The 19,634-nt window shown below is 69.2% G+C and carries 18 protein-coding genes and 1 pseudogene; 17 read left to right on the plus strand and 2 right to left on the minus strand.

The genetic code is table 11. The annotated features are described in order from the left end of the window. Positions 1-100 precede the first annotated feature (100 nt). From QE416_RS10595 to QE416_RS10605, 3 genes and pseudogenes are all read left to right on the plus strand, one after another. On the plus strand, positions 101-910 hold the full coding sequence (locus QE416_RS10595) for a thymidylate synthase (RefSeq protein ID WP_307315997.1): 810 nt from the start codon (positions 101-103) through the stop codon (positions 908-910). Further along, a pseudogene (locus QE416_RS10600) lies at positions 907-1,408 on the plus strand (dihydrofolate reductase). Before QE416_RS10595 ends, QE416_RS10600 begins: the two are co-directional and overlap by 4 nt. A gap of 1 nt (position 1,409) precedes the next feature. Then, positions 1,410-2,162 (plus strand): SDR family oxidoreductase, encoded by a 753-nt coding sequence (locus tag QE416_RS10605; RefSeq protein WP_307316000.1) that lies wholly within the window; start codon positions 1,410-1,412, stop codon positions 2,160-2,162. Between the two features lie 19 nt (positions 2,163-2,181). On the opposite strand, the gene QE416_RS10610 is transcribed toward QE416_RS10605, so the two are convergent. Then, positions 2,182-2,718 carry an NUDIX domain-containing protein gene (locus tag QE416_RS10610; protein WP_267786628.1) on the minus strand — a complete coding sequence of 179 codons (537 nt, stop codon included), beginning with the start codon at positions 2,716-2,718 and terminating at the stop codon, positions 2,182-2,184. A 96-nt stretch (positions 2,719-2,814) separates the two neighbouring features. Between QE416_RS10610 and dapA the strand changes: the two genes are divergently transcribed. The 10 genes from dapA (at position 2,815) to QE416_RS10660 (ending at position 12,939) form a co-directional block, all read left to right on the plus strand. Next, positions 2,815-3,792, plus strand: coding sequence for a 4-hydroxy-tetrahydrodipicolinate synthase (gene dapA, locus QE416_RS10615; protein WP_307316005.1), 978 nt, complete (start codon positions 2,815-2,817; stop codon positions 3,790-3,792). A gap of 76 nt (positions 3,793-3,868) precedes the next feature. Continuing rightward, positions 3,869-5,545, plus strand: a complete 1,677-nt coding sequence (locus QE416_RS10620; RefSeq protein WP_307316007.1) for a ribonuclease J — start codon at positions 3,869-3,871, stop codon at positions 5,543-5,545. A gap of 78 nt (positions 5,546-5,623) precedes the next feature. Further along, positions 5,624-6,115: a GNAT family N-acetyltransferase gene (locus QE416_RS10625; RefSeq protein ID WP_267786630.1), complete on the plus strand. Its 492-nt coding sequence runs from the start codon at positions 5,624-5,626 to the stop codon at positions 6,113-6,115. Positions 6,116-6,165: 50 nt separating this feature from the next. Continuing rightward, positions 6,166-8,895, plus strand: a complete 2,730-nt coding sequence (locus QE416_RS10630; RefSeq protein WP_307316012.1) for a DNA translocase FtsK — start codon at positions 6,166-6,168, stop codon at positions 8,893-8,895. Beyond that, on the plus strand, positions 8,895-9,482 hold the full coding sequence (pgsA, locus tag QE416_RS10635; RefSeq protein ID WP_307316015.1) for a CDP-diacylglycerol--glycerol-3-phosphate 3-phosphatidyltransferase: 588 nt from the start codon (positions 8,895-8,897) through the stop codon (positions 9,480-9,482). Before QE416_RS10630 ends, pgsA begins: the two co-directional genes overlap by 1 nt. Then, positions 9,479-10,006, plus strand: coding sequence for a CinA family protein (locus QE416_RS10640; RefSeq protein WP_210071877.1), 528 nt, complete (start codon positions 9,479-9,481; stop codon positions 10,004-10,006). The genes pgsA and QE416_RS10640 overlap by 4 nt, the downstream gene beginning before the upstream one ends. A gap of 171 nt (positions 10,007-10,177) precedes the next feature. After that, positions 10,178-10,486, plus strand: a complete 309-nt coding sequence (locus QE416_RS10645) for a helix-turn-helix domain-containing protein (protein WP_055835145.1) — start codon at positions 10,178-10,180, stop codon at positions 10,484-10,486. Positions 10,487-10,495: 9 nt separating this feature from the next. Next, positions 10,496-10,720 (plus strand): DUF3046 domain-containing protein, encoded by a 225-nt coding sequence (locus QE416_RS10650; RefSeq protein ID WP_307316021.1) that lies wholly within the window; start codon positions 10,496-10,498, stop codon positions 10,718-10,720. Between the two features lie 285 nt (positions 10,721-11,005). After that, on the plus strand, positions 11,006-12,058 hold the full coding sequence (gene recA, locus QE416_RS10655) for a recombinase RecA (RefSeq protein ID WP_210071875.1): 1,053 nt from the start codon (positions 11,006-11,008) through the stop codon (positions 12,056-12,058). Then, positions 12,058-12,939: a regulatory protein RecX gene (locus QE416_RS10660; RefSeq protein ID WP_307316026.1), complete on the plus strand. Its 882-nt coding sequence runs from the start codon at positions 12,058-12,060 to the stop codon at positions 12,937-12,939. Before recA ends, QE416_RS10660 begins: the two co-directional genes overlap by 1 nt. Positions 12,940-12,969: 30 nt before the next feature. On the opposite strand, the gene QE416_RS10665 is transcribed toward QE416_RS10660, so the two are convergent. Then, positions 12,970-15,525 (minus strand): LuxR family transcriptional regulator, encoded by a 2,556-nt coding sequence (locus QE416_RS10665; protein WP_307316029.1) that lies wholly within the window; start codon positions 15,523-15,525, stop codon positions 12,970-12,972. 197 nt (positions 15,526-15,722) lie between these two features. Here QE416_RS10665 and miaB point away from each other — a divergent pair, with 197 nt between their 5' ends. From miaB to dapF, 4 genes are read left to right on the plus strand one after another with little or no spacing between them, the layout of a single operon-like run. Further along, positions 15,723-17,270: a tRNA (N6-isopentenyl adenosine(37)-C2)-methylthiotransferase MiaB gene (miaB, locus tag QE416_RS10670; RefSeq protein ID WP_307316031.1), complete on the plus strand. Its 1,548-nt coding sequence runs from the start codon at positions 15,723-15,725 to the stop codon at positions 17,268-17,270. Continuing rightward, positions 17,267-18,196, plus strand: a complete 930-nt coding sequence (gene miaA, locus QE416_RS10675; protein ID WP_307316035.1) for a tRNA (adenosine(37)-N6)-dimethylallyltransferase MiaA — start codon at positions 17,267-17,269, stop codon at positions 18,194-18,196. The genes miaB and miaA overlap by 4 nt, the downstream gene beginning before the upstream one ends. Then, a complete protein-coding gene (locus QE416_RS10680) occupies positions 18,193-18,642 on the plus strand; it encodes a GNAT family acetyltransferase (RefSeq protein WP_307316038.1) in 450 nt (149 codons plus the stop codon). Before miaA ends, QE416_RS10680 begins: the two co-directional genes overlap by 4 nt. A gap of 38 nt (positions 18,643-18,680) precedes the next feature. Then, positions 18,681-19,535, plus strand: coding sequence for a diaminopimelate epimerase (gene dapF / locus QE416_RS10685; RefSeq protein WP_307316041.1), 855 nt, complete (start codon positions 18,681-18,683; stop codon positions 19,533-19,535). Positions 19,536-19,634: the final 99 nt, after the last annotated feature.

The raw sequence follows: 19,634 nt of genomic DNA on the forward strand, positions 1-19,634 counted from the left end.
CGTGACGGAGCCTCCTCCCCAGCGGTGCGCTCCCCGCGGCCATGCACCGAGCCCCCTTCCCACGTTCTGGTGGGACCGCTTCGCGGGTATCGTGAGGGCCGTGACCGCCGACATCCCGACGCCCTACGAAGACCTGCTCCGCGACGTTCTCGAAACGGGCGTGCACAAGTCCGACCGCACCGGGACGGGCACCACGAGCGTGTTCGGGCGTCAGATCCGCTTCGACCTCGCCGAGGGCTTCCCGCTCATCACGACCAAGCGCGTGCACCTGAAGTCGATCGTGTACGAGCTGCTGTGGTTCCTGCGCGGCGAATCGAACGTGTCGTGGTTGAAAGACAACGGCGTCACCATCTGGGACGAGTGGGCCGATGACGATGGCGAGCTCGGGCCCGTCTACGGTGTCCAGTGGCGCTCGTGGCCCACGGCCGACGGCGGGACGATCGACCAGATCTCGCAGGTCGTGGAGCAGATCCGTCGCGACCCCGACTCGCGTCGGCTGATCGTGTCGGCCTGGAACCCCGCCGACATCCCGGACATGGCGCTCGCACCGTGTCACGCCCTGTTCCAGTTCTATGTCGCCGACGGCAAGCTGTCGTGCCAGCTCTACCAGCGCAGCGCCGACATGTTCCTCGGCGTGCCGTTCAACATCGCCTCGTACGCGCTCCTGACGCTCATGGTCGCGCAGCAGACGGGCCTCGAGCCCGGCGAGTTCGTCTGGACCGGTGGCGACTGCCACGTCTACGACAACCACCGAGAGCAGGTCCGCGAGCAACTCTCGCGCGAGCCCTACCCCTACCCGACGCTCCGCTTCGCCCGCCGGCCGGAGTCGATCTTCGACTACTCCTTCGACGACATCGTCGTCGAGGACTACCAGCACCACCCCGCGATCCGCGGAGCCGTCGCGGTATGACCGCGGTCGGGCTCGTGTGGGCGCAGGCGCACGGAGGCGTCATCGGCGCCGACGGAGGGAATGCCCTGGCACGTGCCCGAGGACCTCGCGCACTTCCGCGCGGTGACCGGGTCATCCGACGTCATCATGGGCCGGCGCACATGGGAGTCGCTCCCGCCGCGGTTCCGCCCCCTCCCCGGGCGCCGGAATCTCGTCGTGTCGGGCTCCGAGGGATGGACCGCCGAGGGCGCCGAGAGGGCATCCTCGCTCGATGACGCTCTCGCGCGGGCAGAGGGCGAGGACGTCTGGGTGATGGGGGGAGGCCGGCTCTACGCCGAGGCGATCCACCGCGCCGACGTCCTCGAAATAACACGCCTCGACGTCGAGGTGGACGGCGACACTTTCGCCCCCTCGATCGACGGCTGGACGCTCGAGGCCGCCGATCCCGTCGAGGGGTGGCACACCTCCGTAAGCGGCATCCGGTATCGCTTCGAGACCTATCGCCGAGGGACGCGCTGAGGTGGCCGTCGCCCTCATCACCGGCGCCAGCTCGGGCCTGGGCGCGGAGTTCGCCCGTCAGCTGGCCGCCCGCGGTGCCGATCTGGTCCTCGTCGCCCGCGACGGCGCGGCGCTGGATCGGGTCGCGGACGATGTGCGAGCGAGATGGGGCGTCGAAGTCGAGGTGCTCGGCGCCGACCTCCTCGACGGCGAAGCGCTCGCCGTGGTCGAGAGACGCCTGGCCGAGGGCGTCGATGTGCTCGTCAACAACGCCGGCTTCGGCCTCGATCTCGCCTTCGAAGAGAACTCCGTCGACCTCGAGGTGCGGCATCTCCGCCTGCACGTCGAAGCCGCGATGAGGCTGATGCACGTTTCCCTGCCCGCCATGCTCGAGCGGGGGAGCGGCCGCATCGTCAACGTCGCATCGGTGGCCGGGTTCGTCCCGCGCGGCACGTACGGTGCGGTGAAGGGCTGGCTCATCTCGTTCAGCCGCTGGGCGAACGTCGTCTACGCCCCGCGCGGTGTGAGCGTGACCGCGGTGTGCCCCGGGTTCGTGCACACCAACTTCCACGAGCGCCTCGGCCTGCCGCCCGGCCGAGAGGGCGTACCTGCGGGCATGTGGCTCGACGCCGAGCACGTGGTCCGCGAGGGCCTGCGCGACGCCGCTCGCGGTCGTTCGGTGTCGGTGCCGTCGTGGCGGTACAGGGTGCTCGTCGCCGCCTCGCGCCTGCTTCCCGACGCCATGGTCGTGCGCGCCGCCTCGCGCGGACGCTGAACCGCGCCCCCGCACGGGCTCAGCGGAAACGGCCCAGCCGGATTCCCGCCAGGGCGAGAGCGCCGATCGTCTCGCCGTCCGACACCTCCCCGCTCGCGATGAGATCGAGCGTCTCGGCGAAGGGGATCCACCGCACGGCGTCGATGCCCTCCTCGTGCTGCGAGGCCGTGGCATCCGTCGTCGTCAGCCCCCGCGCGAGGAACACGTACTCGGGAGCGTCTGCGATGCCGTTGAGCGCATTCATCCGGCCCAGCGAGCTCCACTCGGATGCCGTGACCCCGGTCTCCTCGAGCAGTTCGCGCTTGGCGGCCTCGAGGGGATCCTCCCCGTCGGAGCCGCCCGCGGGAACCTCGAGGGAGCGCCCGGTCGTGTAGCGCTCGAGCTCGACGAAGCACACGCGCTCCCGCTCGTCGAGGGCCACGACGAACACCGCGGGGTGCTGCATCCGCACGACGCCGTAGATCCCGTCGCCGTGGGGGCCGGTCACCTCGTCCTCACGCACGTGGATCCAGCGATTCTCGTAGACGGTGCGCGATGAGCGGGTGGTCCAGGCCATGACGCCCACCCTAGGACGCGGTCGCTGTCACGCATTGTTCACCCGAGCTGCGGGCGACGCCGAGGGTGGAACGCCGTGAACCGATAACCTGGACCCATGACGCACTCCGGCAATCCCTTCGGTCAGGTGCTCGTCGCGCTCATCACCCCGATGACCGCCGACGGCGAAGTCGATTGGCCCGCCGCCGAGAAGCACATCGACGACGTCATCACCGCCGGAGCCGACGGCATCGTCGTCACCGGCACCACGGGTGAGACCTCGACCCTCACGGACCCCGAGAAGCTGCGTCTCGTCGAGGTCGGAAAGAGCGTCTCGGCCGGTCGCGCCAAGATCATCACGGGCGGCGGGTCGAACGAGACCGCGCACGCGATCGAGCTCTACAAGGCGAGCGAGAAGGCCGGCGCCGACGGCATCATGATCGTCACGCCGTACTACAACAAGCCGACCCAGGCCGGCATCCTGACGCACTTCCGTCTCGTCGCGGACGCGACGGACCTGCCGGTGATCCTCTACGACATTCCCGGTCGAACCGGTGTGCCCATCAAGTACGAGACGATCCTGCGTCTCGCCAAGCACCCGAACATCCTCGCCATCAAGGACGCCAAGGGCGATTTCAGCGAGGTCAGCCGCGTGCTGAACCAGACCGACCTCATGTACTTCTCGGGAGACGACGCCAACGTGCTGCCGCACCTGTCGATCGGGGCTTCCGGCCTCATCGGTGTGACGGCGAACATCACCGCGACGCCCTACCGCACGATCGTGGACGCCGTGAACGCGGGCGATCTGGCCTCGGCCACGGCTGCGCACAAGAGTCTCGAGCCGTTGGTCCGCGCCGTCATGACGCACGTGCCCGGCACGGTCGCGGCGAAGTACATCCTCCACGGCCTCGGCCGCATCGGCAGCCCGCGCGTCCGCCTGCCCCTCGTCGGGCCGGAGGAGTGGGAAGCCGCCGTCATCGAAGACGAGCTGGCCCTCGTGAAGGACGTGGCCGGCGCCGACTTCTCCAACTTCCGCCCCGACCGCAACGCGGCCGCCGGCGGTGCCCTGCCGAAGGTGCACGGCACCACGAGATAAGCATCGGCGTCCGCCGAACCGCGGCCAGGGACGCCACACGAAGGGATGCCGCGAGGCGGTGTCCGAGGAGGCTCATATGCCCACTACCCCGTTCGACCCGCCCGCGCTCGCCGCGGGTACCCTCCGCGTCATCCCGCTCGGCGGTCTCGGCGAAGTCGGCCGCAACATGACTGTCTTCGAGTACGACGGCAAGCTGCTCGTCGTCGACTGCGGCGTGCTCTTCCCCGAGGAGCACCAGCCCGGCGTCGACCTGATCCTGCCCGACTTCGAGCCCATCAAGCACCGCCTCGACGACATCGTCGGTGTCGTTCTCACCCACGGTCACGAAGACCACATCGGCGCCGTTCCCTACCTCCTCAAGCTCAAGGGCGACATCCCCCTCATCGGCTCGGGCCTGACGCTCGCGCTCATCGAGGCGAAGCTCAAAGAGCACCGCATCCGCCCGTATACGCTGACGGTCACGGAGGGTCAGCACGAGAAGGTCGGCCCGTTCGATCTCGAGTTCATCGCCGTGAACCACTCCATCCCCGACGCGCTCGCCGTCGCGATCCGCACGCCCGCCGGCCTCGTGCTGGCCACCGGCGACTTCAAGATGGACCAGCTGCCGCTCGACGGCCGGATCACCGACCTGCGCGCCTTCGCCCGCCTGGGCGAGGAGGGCGTCGACCTCTTCCTCGTGGACTCCACCAACGCCGACGTCCCCGGGTTCACCCCCACGGAGCGGGGCATCGGCCCCGTGCTCGACCAGGTCATCGCCCGCGCGCCGCGTCGCGTCGTCGTGGCGAGCTTCTCCAGTCACGTGCACCGCGTGCAGCAGGTGCTGGATGCCGCCCACGCCAACGGTCGTCGGGTGGCGCTGCTCGGCCGCAGCATGGTGCGCAACATGGGCATCGCCGCCGATCTGGGCTACTTGAACGTCCCCGATGGCGTGCTGATCGACTACAAGAAGGCGCGCGACCTGCCCGACGACAAGATCGTCTACATGTCGACCGGTTCGCAGGGCGAGCCGATGGCCGTGCTCAGTCGCATGGCCAACCTCGACCACGCGATCGAGCCGGGCGAGGGCGACACGATCATCCTGGCATCCAGTCAGATCCCCGGGAACGAGAACGCGATCTACCGTGTGATCGACGGGCTGACCAAGCTCGGGGCGACCGTCGTGCACAAGGGCAACGCCAAGGTGCACGTCTCGGGCCACGCTGCCGCCGGCGAGCTGCTCTACTGCTACAACATCCTCAAGCCCAAGAACGTGCTTCCCGTGCACGGCGAGTACCGCCACCTCATGGCGAATGCGAAGCTCGCACGGGAGACCGGCATTCCCGAGAAGAACACGATCCTCGGTGAGAATGGCACGGTCGTCGACCTGCGCGCCGGCGTCGCCGAGGTCGTCGGTCAGGTCGACATCGGTTTCGTCTACGTCGACGGCTCGTCGGTGGGCGAGATCACGGATGCCGATCTGAAGGATCGTCGCATCCTGGGTGAGGAGGGCTTCATCTCGGTGATCGTCGTCGTCGATTCCGCGACCGGCAGCGTCATCTCCGGTCCGGAGATCCACGCGCGCGGCTTCGCCGAGGCCGACAAGGTGTTCGACAGCGTCAAGCCGAAGATTGCCGCGGCCCTCGCGGAGGCCGCGAAGTCGGGGGTGCGCGACAACCACGCTCTGTCGCAGGTCGTCCGTCGCACGATCGGTCGCTGGGTCAACCAGTCGCTGCGTCGGCGGCCCATGATCGTGCCGATGGTCATCGAGGCCTGATTCTCATCGAAGCGCCGCGGGTTCGCCCGCGGCGCTTCGTCGTTCCCGCTCCCCGCGCGCGCTCGCTATCATTCGGGCATGCCCGGTCTCCCGATCCGTGCCGCGCTCGCCTCCGACGGCGCCTTCCTCGCCGATATGACGGTCGAGGCCGCGACGTGGCGCGCGGGTGTCTCGCGGCCGCGTCACGAGATCGTCAGCAGCCCGGAGTACCGCCGCTACATCGCGGGGTGGATGCGCCCAGGCGACTCGGGGTTCGTCGCCGAGTCGCCGAGCGGCGAGCCCGTCGGGGCGGCGTGGTACCGCATGCTTCCCCGCGACGAACCCGGCTTCGGGTGGGTCGGCACGGGGGTGCCCGAGCTCATCATCGGCGTGCGCCCCGTCTGGCGCGCGCACGGCACCGGTCGTGCACTGCTGCAGCGCCTGGTCGATCACGCCCGCGTGCAAGGATTCGCGCGCATCAGCTTGAGCGTCGAGCGTGACAACTACGCGCTCTCCCTGTACCGGTCGGAGGGCTTCGCCGTCGTGCGGAAGGGCATGGGGCGCGACGTCATGGTCAAGCGCCTGGGCTGAAGTCCGCGTCGGTACGCCCGAATGTCGGAGGGTCGGCCTACCGTGGAGGAATGCCTCGTACCTCGTCACCGTCCGGCGGCCGCGCTCCCGCCAAGGGGTCGTCGCGCGCGAAGTCCACGCCGCCCGCGTCGAAGCGCGCAGCCCCGGCGCCCAAGCGCTACGTCGACGAGCCCGAAAAGCTTGCTGCGGCGGCCCGCGCGTGGATGGCGGTCGCGCACGGCGTGGGCGGCATGTTCCGCGCCTTCGGCCCCGAGAACCTCGAGCGCGATCAGCGACGCGACGGCTTCCCGTTCTTCCTCGTCGTGCTCGCGGCTCTCGGTGCGGTGGTCGAGTGGTTCTTCATCGGGACGGATGCCGCTGCGCTGATCAGCGCGTACAGCTTCGGCGGACTGGTGGGCCGGGTCGCCTTCGTTCTGCCGGTTCTGCTGATCCTCCTGGCGGGCTGGCTGTTCCGCCACCCGGCCTCGGTGCACGACAACGGCCGCGTGGGAATCGGTTTCGCCCTGTTCGTCGTGACGGTTGCGGGGTTCTGCCACGTCGCGGGGGGTCGCCCCGCACCGAACATCGGTGGTCTGCCGGCGCTGAGTCCTGCCGGCGGGCTCGCGGGCTGGATCGTCGGAGAGCCGCTCGCGCTCGTGCTTCAGAACGTCGGGGCGTACATCGCTCTTTCCGTGCTCGCGGTGTTGAGCATCCTCATCCTCACCAAGACCCCGCCGAATCGCATCGGACGCCGCCTGGGCGACCTGTACGCCTGGATGTTCGGGGCCGAGCGTGCCGAACGCGACGAGACTGCCGCGACCCAGGTGTTGCCCGCGGGTGACTCCGACGAGGAATCGGGCGAGAAGTCGCTGCCGTGGTGGCGGCGAAACAAGACGGGTCGTGAAGAAGAGACCGACGGCTCCCTCGGGTCGAACGACCTGACCGAGCTGCTGTCGCCCGGAACGACGCAGGGCGGCTTCGAATCCGCCGTGGTCGAGCCCGAGCCGACGACCCGTCCGACGCCGCCGCCCCTGCCCCCGACGCCCGACGCCTTGACCGAGGTGTTCGACGCCACGGCTCTGGCGGGTGCCGCGGCGGGTCGTGGTCTGCACGACGATTCGCCCCTCGAACACGCACCCGACGACGATCTCCCCGGGATCTCGGGTCTCGGCGGAGACCACGCCGGTGCGCCCCCCGCGGCGAAATACCGCCTTCCCGCGGTCACCGCCCTCGCCGCCGGGACGCCGCCGAAGGCGCGCTCGGCGGCGAACGACGCCGTGGTCGCGGCGATCGAGAGCGTCATGGAGCAGTTCAAGGTCGACGCGCGCGTGACCGGGTTCTCGCGCGGCCCGACAGTGACCCAATACGAGATCGAGGTCGGTCCGGGGGTCAAGGTCGAGCGCATCACCGCGTTGACCAACAACATCGCCTACGCCGTCGCCTCCAACGAGGTGCGCATTCTCGCGCCCATCCCGGGCAAGAGCGCGATCGGTGTCGAAATCCCCAACGCCGACCGTGAGATCGTGACCCTCGGCGACATCCTCCGCTCGGATGCCGCGACCTCGTCCACGCACCCGATGACCATCGGCGTAGGAAAGGACGTCGGCGGCGGGTTCGTCGTCGCCAATCTCGCGAAGATGCCTCACCTTCTGGTGGCCGGTTCCACCGGCTCGGGTAAGTCGAGCTTCGTGAACTCCATGATCACGAGCCTGCTGATGCGCGCCAAACCCTCCGACGTGCGCATGGTGCTGATCGACCCGAAGCGCGTCGAGCTGACGTCGTACGCCGGCGTGCCGCACCTCATCACCCCCATCATCACGAACCCCAAGAAAGCGGCCGAGGCGCTGCAGTGGGTCGTGAAAGAGATGGACATGCGGTACGACGACCTCGCGTCGTTCGGCTTCCGCCACATCGACGACTTCAACCGCGCCGTGGTCGCGGGAGAGATCACGCTGCCGGCCGGCAGCGAGCGGGTGCTGAAGCCGTATCCCTACTTGCTGGTCGTCGTCGACGAGCTCGCCGATCTCATGATGGTCGCCCCGCGTGACGTGGAAGACTCGATCGTGCGCATCACCCAGCTCGCCCGCGCGAGCGGAATCCACCTCGTCCTCGCCACCCAACGTCCATCGGTCGACGTCGTGACGGGGCTGATCAAGGCGAACGTCCCCTCACGCCTGGCATTCGCGGTGACCAGCGTCACCGACTCCCGCGTCATCCTCGACCAGCCCGGTGCCGACCGCCTCATCGGGCAGGGAGACGGTCTCTTCCTGCCGATGGGAGCCTCCAAGGCTCTTCGCGTGCAGGGCGCGTGGGTGAGCGAGCAGGAGATCGAGAAGGTCGTCGCGCACGTCACTCAGCAGGCGCGGCCCGAGTACCGCTCCGACGTGCAGGCCGCCGCCGAGAAGAAAGAGATCGACGCCGATATCGGCGACGATCTCGAGCTGCTGCTCGCCGCCGCCGAGCTCGTGGTGTCGACCCAGTTCGGCTCGACCTCGATGCTGCAGCGCAAGCTCCGCGTCGGTTTCGCGAAGGCGGGTCGTCTCATGGACCTCCTGGAATCCCGCGAGATCGTCGGACCGTCCGAGGGGTCGAAGGCGCGCGACGTGATGGTGACCAACGAACAACTCCCCGCGGTGCTCGCGCGTCTTCGAGGCGATGACGCTCCGGCAGCCCCCGCACCCGGCGCCGACGACCGGTACGGCTCCGATCCCATCGAGGCGCAGTTCGAGGGTCTGCCCGTGGTGAACGCCGACGACGACGAGGGCTCCGAGGACGCCTGGCAGCTGACGGGTCGCGACTGATGGCCGTGCACCCGCAGCTGCCCAACGCGATCACCATCGCGCGCATCGTCTGCGCGCCGGTCTTCCTCTGGCTCCTTCTCGTCGACGCGGGCGCCGACGGCGGCCTCCGCTGGGCAGCCGCCGTGCTGTTCATCGTGGCCATCGCCACCGACGGCATCGACGGTTACATCGCCCGCAGGTACGACATCGTCAGCGACCTCGGAAAGCTCCTGGACCCCATCGCCGACAAGGCCCTGACGGGACTCGCCTTCGTGGGACTGTCGATCCTGGGTGAGCTTCCCTGGTGGGTCACCATCGTGGTGCTCGTGCGCGAGATCGGCATCACCGTCTACCGCTTCCTCGTCGTGAGCGATCACGTGCTGGCGGCGGCATGGATGGGCAAACTCAAGACGGTCTTCCAAGCCATCGCTCTCTCGATCGCTCTGATCCCGTTCGCGTCGGTGTCGAGTGCGGGTGCGTGGCAGGCCACCGTCTGGTGGGCGGGCGTCATCACGATGACGATCGCGGTCGTCCTCACGATCGCTTCCGGACTCGACTACGTCGTGACCGAGGTACGGGCGGCGCGGAAGAAGCGAGCGGCACGGTGATCGACGGCGTTCCCGACGACCTCGACGAGACCCTCGTCCGGACACCTCGTGAAAGCGCTGCCGTCCTCTTGGAGCGCCTCGTCGAGCTGGGGTGGACGATCGGCGTGGCGGAGTCTTTGACCGGTGGACTCGTGGTGTCTTCGCTCGTCGACATCCCCGGCGCCTCGCGCACGGTGCGCGGGGGAGTGGTCGCGTACGCGACCGACCTGAAGCACGGTCTGCTCGGCGTTGACCAGACGCTGCTGGAGGCGCACGGGGCTGTGCACCCGCGCGTGGCGCGTCAGATGGCCCGCGGCGTGCGCGACGTCTTGGGTCGAGACGGCGTGCCCACCGACGTCGGGATCGCCACGACGGGCGTCGCGGGCCCCGAAGAGCAGGATGGGCAGCCGGTCGGCACGGTGCACATCGCCGTGTCGACGCCGTTGGGCACGCGGGTCGACTCCCTGGTCATCGCCGGCGACCGTGAGCGCATCCGCCGTGAGACGGCCCACCTGGCGATTCGGCGGGCGCTGGCGGCCTTGTGAAGACGTCGGCGTACCCGGTCGACGAAAACGGGAACAAATCATCGCATATCCCGGTTTCGTGTAGCGATTCCCATCCGGTGCACAGCGCACAGCATTAGGGTGACCACAGAAGGTGTTTCACAGCCGTCCACGGAGGGCGGCGACGGAATCAGCAGTGAGGAGGGCCCCAACATGATCCTGGTTCGTCAAGAGATCGGCGAAGTCCTGCGTGACCTCCGCCAGCAGAAGGGTCGTACCCTCCGCCAGGTCGCCAGCCGCGCGAGCGTCGCCCTCGGTTACCTCAGCGAGGTGGAGCGCGGTCAGAAGGAAGCGTCGAGCGAGATCCTCGCCTCGGTCGCGGAAGCCCTCGACGTTCCCATCTCGACCATCATGCGCGAAGTCGGCGACCGGCTCTCGGTGCTCGAGGGCTTGCAGACCTTCCCCGACGTGGTGCCCGACGAGCTCGTCGCCTCCGTCGAGCCCGAGCTCTCGCTCCGCTGAGCGACGCTCGTGCGTCGTAGCGCGTTCGATCGCGCCGTCCGTGACGAGTTCGGCGCGCGCGGGGGTTCGCTGTTGACCGATCTCGTGTTGTCGTCGGTGGGCGGGCGCACCAGCGTCGACGCTCTCGCGGCGGGCGTCGACCCGCGAGACGTCTGGCTTGCACTGTGCGAAGAGACGGACGTTCCCGCCACCCGTCGTTACGGAGTGGGTCGGTTGGAGCCGCGGCGCTCCTGAAGCGTCTTCGTGCGTCCGACGGCGTGCCGCCGAGGCTTTCGGCTGTCGACACCGTTCTTTCGGCGTGTCCTCGAATCTACGTTCGAAACCGGCGTAGGCTCCTTCACACCAGGGTTTGTTCCTCGTCTGTCCACGGCCGGGGGGTTCTCCGAAGCCAATGTCGGAGGCCCTCTCTAACGTGAGAGATGTCGAACGACACTCTGAACGCCTTGTCGGGTGAACCCACCGTCGGTGGGAGGCGCGACAGCCTATAGGCGACCGGAACGCGAGAAGAAAGAAGACGTCATGCCCTCACCTGCAGAGCGCGAAAAGGCCCTCGAGTCCGCGCTGGCTCAGATCGACCGTCAGTTCGGAAAGGGCTCGGTCATGCGACTGGGCAGCGACGATCGAGCGCCCATCGAGACCATCCCCACCGGCTCCGTCGCTCTCGACGTCGCTCTCGGTATCGGTGGGCTCCCTCGTGGCCGCATCATCGAGATCTACGGCCCGGAGTCCTCGGGAAAGACCACGCTGACGCTTCACGCGATCGCGAATGCGCAGCGTGCCGGCGGAATCGCCGCCTTCATCGATGCCGAGCATGCACTCGACCCCGAGTACGCGAAGAAGCTCGGTGTCGACATCGACGCCCTCCTCGTCTCCCAGCCCGATACGGGCGAGCAGGCGCTCGAGATCGCCGACATGCTGATCCGTTCCGGCGCGATCGACCTCGTCGTCATCGACTCGGTCGCCGCACTCGTTCCCGAGGCCGAGATCAAGGGTGAGATGGGTGACTCGCACGTCGGTCTCCAGGCCCGCCTCATGTCGCAGGCCCTCCGTAAGCTCACCGGTGGACTGAACACCACGAAGACCACCGCGATCTTCATCAATCAGCTGCGCGAGAAGATCGGTGTCTTCTTCGGTTCGCCGGAAACCACGGCCGGTGGAAAGGCGCTCAAGTTCTACGCGTCGGTGCGACTGGACATCCGTCGCATCGAGACGCTGAAGGACGGCACCGAGGCGGTGGGCAACCGTACGCGCGTCAAGGTCGTGAAGAACAAGATGGCCCCGCCTTTCAAGCAGGCGGAATTCGACATCCTGTACGGCGTCGGTATCTCGCGTGAGGGAAGCCTCATCGACTTCGGCGTCGAGCACGCCATCGTCAAGAAGTCGGGCGCTTGGTACACCTACGAGGGTGAGCAGCTCGGTCAGGGGAAAGAGAACGCGCGCAACTTCCTCATCAAGAACCCCGACATCGCGGAAGAGATCGAGACGAAGATCAAGACCAAGATGGGCATCGGAGGCGCTCCCGCCGTTGCTGCGCCGGCAGACGACGAGCTGGCCGCACGGCGCCCGGCCTGATGACCGACGACACGCGGGGCTCCGGTCGTCGCCCGTCCGAGGAAGTGGGCGACGACCGGAGTCTCGGTGACAGCCGTGAACGGGGAAGCAAGAAGGACTGGGGCGGACTCGACGAGTCTCCGACGCGCCGTGAGCTTCGAGCCGTGGACGATACCGATCTTGCTCCGGTCATCCCTCTCTTCGGGGCGGGTGTCCGGCCGGGCGGCGACCACCCCTCGCGCCGAGACGAGGCCATCGCGGACGACTCGACCGGAATGCCCGGTGTGAAAGGGGCGGTCGCCCCTATCGCGGGGCGTCCCCGACTCTCCGTCGTCGGTGACGACACCGGTGACGACGAGTCTCTCCCGGAGCGGGCAGAGGTCCGTGAGCGGGCGGAAGCGGTTCTCCTGCGCAAGCTTCGCTCGCGATCCTTGTCGCTGTCTGAGGCCCGGACCGTCGTGCGCGGCGTCGAGGGTGCCGATGACTCGACCGCGGACGAACTCGTCGACCACTTCGTCGACCTCGGGTACCTCGATGACGTCGCATTCGCGGAGCAACTGGCGATGTCGGCGGTCGAGCGCAAAGGCGAGGGGCGACGCGCCGTCGCCGAGACCCTACGCAAGCGCGGCATTCCCAGGGAGGTCGCCGAGGCCGTCCTCGCCGCCCTCCCCGACGACGACGCCGAACGCGCACTCGATTTCGCTCGGTCGAAGGTGCGAGGAGTCGAGGGCAAGGACTACGACGCGGCTCTCCGACGCCTCGCCGGTCAGCTGTCGCGACGCGGGTACCCGTCGTCGGTCGCTCTCACGGCCGCGCGATCAGCTCTCGATGAGGCGGGGATCGGGCGGACCCGGTCGTTCTCGCGTCCCGCTTCGGGTGTGAGGTTCACGCCCGATCGCTGACGCCGAGCCTTCCGTGGTCGACGCCGCCTCTCAGCTACCGGCGCCGGACGCCGCTGCCACGAAACGGCCGAGTTCCCGCCGCGAGGGTGCTCCCACCTTCATCCGCGCTTGGTAGACGTGCGACTCGACCGTCCGGATCGACAGGAACAGGCGCTGAGCGATCTCGCGATTGCTCAGACCCTCGTCGGCCAGGAGCGCGATCTCGCGCTCGCGCGCCGTGAGGTCGTCGATCGCCTCGGTCGGTGTGTCTCGCGAGGTGCTGCGCGCAGCGACGACGGCGGTGCGGGACGCGGGTGTGTCGGGGGCGGACCACAGGTCGTGGAGTCGGAGCTCGTCGACCGGAGATCGCGCTTCCACGCTGGTGCGCGCCGTCGCTCGGCGCACGGCCGCGGAGGCGAGGGGAAGGTCGGTGGTGGCGGCGAGCTGCACGAGCTCGTCGATCTCCCCCTCCTCGGCCTCTCCGAGGGTCACCAGCCGGAACAGGTCTCGAATGCGAAGCGCGGCGGTGGAGCGCCCGCACGAGAGGTCGGCCGCGGCCCGGGCGGTTCGCCGCGCTCCGTTGATCCGTCCCTCCGCCGTGAGAATGGTCGTCTCCACATACAGTCGGCTGCGCACCAACAGTGGCACGGGTTGCGTTCGCAGGCTGTTCAGGATCGCCCGAGCCTGCCTCGTGCGGCCCGCCATGGCGAGCTCGTCAGCCACGGCGAGCTCGATCATGGCCGCGTGCAAGGGAGGCACCATCGTCGACTCCCGCGAAAGCGCAGAGGCGAGTTCCCGTTGCGATGCCTCGGGACGGCCGACGCACGCGAATGCGATCGCGCAGGCGGCGCCGGCGACCGAGAGGTCCGCCGATTCCCCCTCTCGGACGGCGATGCTCGTCTCGTCCTCGAGTCGCTTGCGCATTGCCGTGCCGTCGGCGCCGGCGATCTGATGGCAGGCGAGCATGGTGAGCAGAGCCATCAGGCGGTCGCGCACCCCTATGCCCTCCGGGCATCGACGGGCGTCGAGGACACGCTCGATCGATCGGAAGTGCTTCTGGGCTTGACGCCAATCTCCCCGGAACGTCAGTGCGGATCCCGCGGCGACGAGGGCGCGTAGTCGAGCCGCCGGGGACGCGGAGGTCTCCGCGAGCGCGTTCTCGGTCTCGGTCACCGCCCGGGCCCAGTCCATGTCGGCGGCTGCATGAACGGCGTCTTGCAGCAGAACGTCGACGCGCTCATCGGCGAGCGTCGACGCCGCGACGCGGTGGCCGGTCGTGCCGCGGGGAGGTCGTGTCGCGCGGGACCGCGCGTCACGTCGCCGTGTGTCGGTACTCGTCATCTCGGCGGGCCCCGGCATCGGGTCCGGCCGATCGGCGGCGAGATGCGCCTCCCGTCGGAGTTCGGGATCCTCCATCGCCCGTAGGCCCCGAGCGGCGTACGCCGCCGCGCGTGCGGTGTCACCTCGGTCGTTGGCCTCTCGAGCAGCGTCGAGCGCGACACGGGCGCGCAGTGCGGGGGAGCAGTCTGCCTCGCCTGACGAGGAGCTCCCCTGCCGGTGCCAGCGCTCCGCGACCGAGATGGCGACAGCCGGACTCCACCACTCAGCCGATTCCCTCAGCATGCGATGTCCCGCCGACTCCACCACCTCGTCGACACGAGCCGCACCGAGCTGCCTCTGCGCCTGCTGGGCGATGAGATCGTTCGCAGTGAGGCGGCGATCGGCGGAAGCATCGGCGTGCAGGAGACCCCTCGCGACGAGAGCCTGAATCCTCTCGGCATCGAGCAGTCGCGCGGCGACCGCGAGCTCGAGGTGAGGCAGTCGCCGCACCGCGGCGAGGCACGCGAGATCCTCCGGTAAGAAGTCGGCGACGTGTTCGGACACGGCGATGGCGAGCCGACTGCGTGGATCCACTGTCTGCAGCTCTCTCAGCGGGTCACGTCCGGCTCGGGCGGCATCGATCGCCTCGACGATGAGGTGTCGAAGAAGGGTCCGGGACCGATCGGCCCGCCAGACGATCCCGGCACGGGTGGAGCTGTCGAGAACGTCGGCTCCCGGGAAGAGGTCGATCATGTCGAGGGCGTCGTCGTTGCCGAGGTCGGCGAGGTCGATCCGGTGCGCGAATCCATCGAGCCAGAGGTCGAGAACGGTTCGGCGGACGACGCCCACGTCGTCGGGGAGACCGGTCGATCCAGCACGCGCCGTCCGCAGCCCGATCACTGCGATCACGCGGTTGGCGGCGATGCCCCGAGCGAGAGCTCGCGCCGACGCCGCATCGAGCAAGTCGACGTCGTCGACGACCACCACTCCCTCGACGACAGTGGTGGCGCTGCGGTCCGCGAGGCTGCGGAGCCCAGCGTGTCCGGAAGCGTCGATCGCTCCGAAGTCGACGCGGGTGAGCGCAGGGGAGGTGCGCAGATCGACAGCCAGGGCGTCGTCCCGTTCCAGCTCAGCGGCGACGGCGCGCAGAAGGTAGCTGCGTCCGCTCCCACGCGGTCCCGCCAGGATCAGCGACGTTCCGCTCCGCGCTCGCTGCGCCAGCGCCGCGGCATCCCGGTCCGTTCCGACCAGCCCCCTCGACCACCTCGTCGAACGGTCTTCCCCCATGATTTCTCCCCCCGGAGACCGCCCGCAGACCTCGCGGACGTTGACGTGTCCCCAACGTACCGAGGAGGAGCGCGCGGCATCATTCCGATTGCGCATCCTTTGACCCGATAAGCGCCGATCGGTGCGTCCGCCGCGGGAGGACGAGTGCGGACGATCAGACGTCCGTCGCAGGGGCGGCGTTTAGACTTGCTCGCATCATGACCACCCCTGTCTCGACCCCGACGCTGATCGCGCCGTCCATCGCCGCTCACGGCGTCGACGGTCCGCGCACCTACGAAGTCCGTACGTTCGGCTGCCAGATGAACGTGCACGATTCGGAGCGGCTCTCGGGCTCGCTCGAGAGCGCCGGGTATGTCCGAGCGGATGCCGGCACGGAAGCCGACGTCGTGGTGATCAACACCTGCGCGGTGCGCGACAACGCCGCCGGCAAGCTCTACGGAACGCTGGGCCACCTCAAATCACGCAAGGACGCGCACGCCGGGATGCAGATCGCCGTCGGCGGCTGCCTCGCCCAGATGGACAAGGACGCGGTTCAGCAGAAGGCCCCCTGGGTCGACGTGGTGTTCGGTACGCACAACATGGGCTCGCTCCCCGGCATGCTCGAACGCGCCCGTCACAACGGCGAAGCCGAGCTCGAGATCCTGGAGTCGCTCGAGATCTTCCCGTCGACGCTGCCGACGAAGCGCGATTCCGTTCACAGCGGGTGGGTGTCGATCTCGGTGGGCTGCAACAACACCTGCACGTTCTGCATCGTGCCGAGCCTGCGCGGCAAAGAGAAGGACCGCCGCCCCGGCGACATCCTGAACGAGATCCGCCTGCTCGTGGACGATGGCGCCATCGAGGTCACCCTGCTGGGGCAGAACGTCAACTCCTACGGCGTGGAGTTCGGCGACCGTCTGGCGTTCGGCAAGCTCCTGCGGGCGGCGGGCGAGATCGAGGGCCTCGAGCGCATCCGCTTCACGAGTCCTCACCCGGCTGCCTTCACCGACGACGTGATCGCGGCGATGGCAGAGACCCCCGCGGTCATGCCGCAGCTGCACATGCCGTTGCAGTCGGGCTCGGACCGCATCCTCAAGGCGATGCGCCGGTCGTACCGCAGCGAGAAGTTCCTCGGCATTCTGGACCGTGTACGTGAGCGCATCCCGAACGCGGCCATCACGACCGACATCATCGTCGGCTTCCCCGGTGAGACCGAGGAGGACTTCCAAGAGACGCTTCGAGTCGTCGAGGCCGCGCGCTTCTCGAGCGCCTTCACGTTCCAGTACTCCATCCGCGAGGGCACTCCCGCGGCCACCATGGCCGATCAGGTGCCGAAGGCGGTCGTGCAGGAGCGTTATGAGCGTCTGCTCGCGCTGCAGGACCGCATCGCCGCCGAAGAGAACCAGAAGCAGCTCGGCCGCACGCTCGAGGTGCTCGTCTCTGCCGGCGAGGGCAAGAAGGACGCCTCGACCCACCGTCTCACCGGCCGAGCCGAAGACAACCGCCTGGTGCACTTCGAGCTGCCGGGGGGCTCGCCGCTCCCGCGCCCTGGCGACGTGGTGTCCGTCACGGTGACGCACGCGGCGCCCTTCCATCTGCTCGCCGATGCGCCCGACGGAGCACCGCTGCGCATTCGCCGGACGCGCGCGGGCGACGCGTGGGATCGGTCGCAGGCCGAGTCCTGCGGCATCCCGGCGCCGGCGGGCGAGAGCGGTACCCCGCGCGCGGTGTCGCTGGGCCTTCCCACCCTCCGCGTCGGCGTGTGACCGCGCCGGTCCTGTGGGCCGTCGTCGGTGCGACGGGCACGGGCAAGACCGGGCTCTCGCTCGATCTCGCCGAGGCTCTGGCAGCCGGCGGTCGGCCGGTCGAGATCGTCAACGCCGACGCGATGCAGCTGTATCGCGGCATGGACATCGGCACCGCCAAACTCCCCGAGTCCGAGCGTCGTGGCATCCCGCATCATCTTTTCGACGCCCTTGCGGTCACCGACGAGGCCGCGGTGGCTTGGTATCAGGATGCCGCGCGCACCGCGATCCGCGAGATCCACCGGCGGGGAGCTGACGTGATCCTCGTCGGCGGCTCGGGACTGTACGTCTCGAGCGTGCTGTGGGACTTCCGCTTCCCGCCGCGCGACGAGAAGCTGCGCGCTGAACTCGAGGACGAGCTCGAGCGACACGGTGCGGGTGTGCTGTTCGCTCGTCTCCGTGAGGCCGACCCCGCGGCCGCCGAGCGCATCGATCCGCGCAACGGCCGCCGGGTCGTCCGCGCCCTCGAGGTACTGGCGCAGGGTAGCGAGACGCACGGCGGTGCCCTTCCCGAGGCGCCGGAGTTCTGGCATCCGGACACCCGGATCGTGGCCACCGCCCTCGACCGCGAGGAGCTCGTTCCGCTGCTCGACGCGCGCGTCGAGCGCATGTGGGCGGACGGGCTCGTCGACGAGGTCGCGCAGCTGCGCGCGCAGGGCCTCGAGCGCGGCGCGACCGCGGGGCGGGCTATCGGCTACGCGCAGGCCCTCGGGCAGTTGCGGGGCGAGCTGACCCGCGACGAGGCCGTCGCCGAGACCCAGGCGCTCACGCGGCGTTACGCGCGTCGCCAGGTGTCGTGGTTCCGGCGGTACGACACGGCCCGGTGGGTGGATGCGCGGGCGGTGGATGCCGGCCACCTGGCATCCCGACCGGGGGAGGAACCGTGACGATCGACATCCGTGCGTTCGCGCCGACGGACGAGGACGTCGTCGTGGCGCTCTGGGAAGAGGCGGGTCTCACGCGGCCCTGGAACGATCCGCGCGCCGATATCCGCCGCAAGCTCGCTGTCCAGCCCGAGCTCTTCCTCGTGGCCGTCGACGACGGCCGGGTCGTCGGCAGTGTGATGGCCGGCTACGACGGCCACCGTGGCTGGCTGTACTACCTCGCGGCCGCGGCCTCACACCGCGGGCGCGGGATCGGCCGCATCCTCGTCGCCGAGGCGGAGCGGCTGCTCGAGTCGATGGGCTGCCCCAAGGTGCAGCTCATGGTGCGTCCTGACAACGCCGGCGCACGCGGCTTCTACGACGCGCTCGGCTACGAGCCTTTCGACACGTGGGCGACCGGCAAGCGGCTCGTCGTCGACGGGCCGGGCGGGCCGTCGCCCTCGGTCTGAGCGACGAACGGACGGCGCCCCCTCCCTAGACTGGGCGCATGGCGACTCTCGCGTTCACCAAGGGCCACGGCACCGGCAACGACTTCGTGGTGGTGGCCGACCCCGATGGCGAACTCGACCTCTCGGACGCGCAGATCGCCGTGCTCTGCGATCGTCACTTCGGTATCGGGGCCGACGGCCTGTTGCGCGTGGTGCGGTGCGCCGCGATCGACGAGGGGGCGGATGCCGCTGCCGCGGGTGTCGAGTGGTTCATGGACTACCGCAACGCCGACGGATCGAAGGCGGAGATGTGCGGCAACGGAACCCGCGTGTTCGCGCGCTACCTGAGCGACACCGGTCTCGCCTCGCTCGACGGGGGCCTGCGCATCGGCACACGCGCGGGAGTGAAGACCTTGACACGCAGCGACCGCGGCTACGAGGTCGACCTGGGCGTCTACGCGATCGAGGGCGATGAGACCCTCGTGCGCGCCAAGGGTCTGCCGGTCGCGCGACCGGGGGTGGGTATCGACGTGGGCAATCCGCACGTCGTGGTCGCCCTTTCGTCGGACGCCGAACTCGAGGGTCTCGATCTCGCCTACCAGCCGGTGCTTGACCCGGCGCCCTTTCACGGCGCGAACGTCGAGTTCGTCGTCCCCGCCGACCCGCTCGTGCGCGACGGGGTCGGGGCGATCCGCTTGCGCGTGTTCGAGCGCGGTGTGGGCGAGACGCTGAGCTGCGGTACGGGCGTGGCCGCGGCGGCTCTGGCCGTGCGCCACTGGGCCGGGGCGGCCGCACCCGACTCCTGGGTGGTCGATACCCCGGGCGGCACGCTGGGTGTGCGCGTGGCCGAGGGTCGCGTCTACCTGTCGGGTCCCGCGTCGCTGGTCTTCACGGGCGAGGTCGCGCTGGCCTGAGGCGCGCCGCCCTGTCCTGGGCAGGCGCGATGGGCACGAGGGGATACGACCGAGCCTCGTGCGGTCGGGTGGTCTCGCGTGAGAGGCGCGATCTTGGCA

The organism is Microbacterium sp. SORGH_AS_0421 (assembly GCF_030818635.1).
Classification (GTDB): domain Bacteria; phylum Actinomycetota; class Actinomycetes; order Actinomycetales; family Microbacteriaceae; genus Microbacterium.

What these genes read in the sequence shown, in the direction of transcription:
- QE416_RS10610 (WP_267786628.1), bottom strand. Translation starts at nt 2,718, where the DNA reads ATGGCCTGGACCACCCGCTCATCGCGCACCGTCTACGAGAATCGCTGG.
- dapA (WP_307316005.1), top strand. Translation starts at nt 2,815, where the DNA reads ATGACGCACTCCGGCAATCCCTTCGGTCAGGTGCTCGTCGCGCTCATC.
- QE416_RS10620 (WP_307316007.1), top strand. Translation starts at nt 3,869, where the DNA reads ATGCCCACTACCCCGTTCGACCCGCCCGCGCTCGCCGCGGGTACCCTC.
- QE416_RS10625 (WP_267786630.1), top strand. Translation starts at nt 5,624, where the DNA reads ATGCCCGGTCTCCCGATCCGTGCCGCGCTCGCCTCCGACGGCGCCTTC.
- QE416_RS10630 (WP_307316012.1), top strand. Translation starts at nt 6,166, where the DNA reads ATGCCTCGTACCTCGTCACCGTCCGGCGGCCGCGCTCCCGCCAAGGGG.
- pgsA (WP_307316015.1), top strand. Translation starts at nt 8,895, where the DNA reads ATGGCCGTGCACCCGCAGCTGCCCAACGCGATCACCATCGCGCGCATC.
- QE416_RS10645 (WP_055835145.1), top strand. Translation starts at nt 10,178, where the DNA reads ATGATCCTGGTTCGTCAAGAGATCGGCGAAGTCCTGCGTGACCTCCGC.
- recA (WP_210071875.1), top strand. Translation starts at nt 11,006, where the DNA reads ATGCCCTCACCTGCAGAGCGCGAAAAGGCCCTCGAGTCCGCGCTGGCT.
- QE416_RS10660 (WP_307316026.1), top strand. Translation starts at nt 12,058, where the DNA reads ATGACCGACGACACGCGGGGCTCCGGTCGTCGCCCGTCCGAGGAAGTG.
- QE416_RS10665 (WP_307316029.1), bottom strand. Translation starts at nt 15,525, where the DNA reads ATGGGGGAAGACCGTTCGACGAGGTGGTCGAGGGGGCTGGTCGGAACG.
- miaB (WP_307316031.1), top strand. Translation starts at nt 15,723, where the DNA reads ATGACCACCCCTGTCTCGACCCCGACGCTGATCGCGCCGTCCATCGCC.
- dapF (WP_307316041.1), top strand. Translation starts at nt 18,681, where the DNA reads ATGGCGACTCTCGCGTTCACCAAGGGCCACGGCACCGGCAACGACTTC.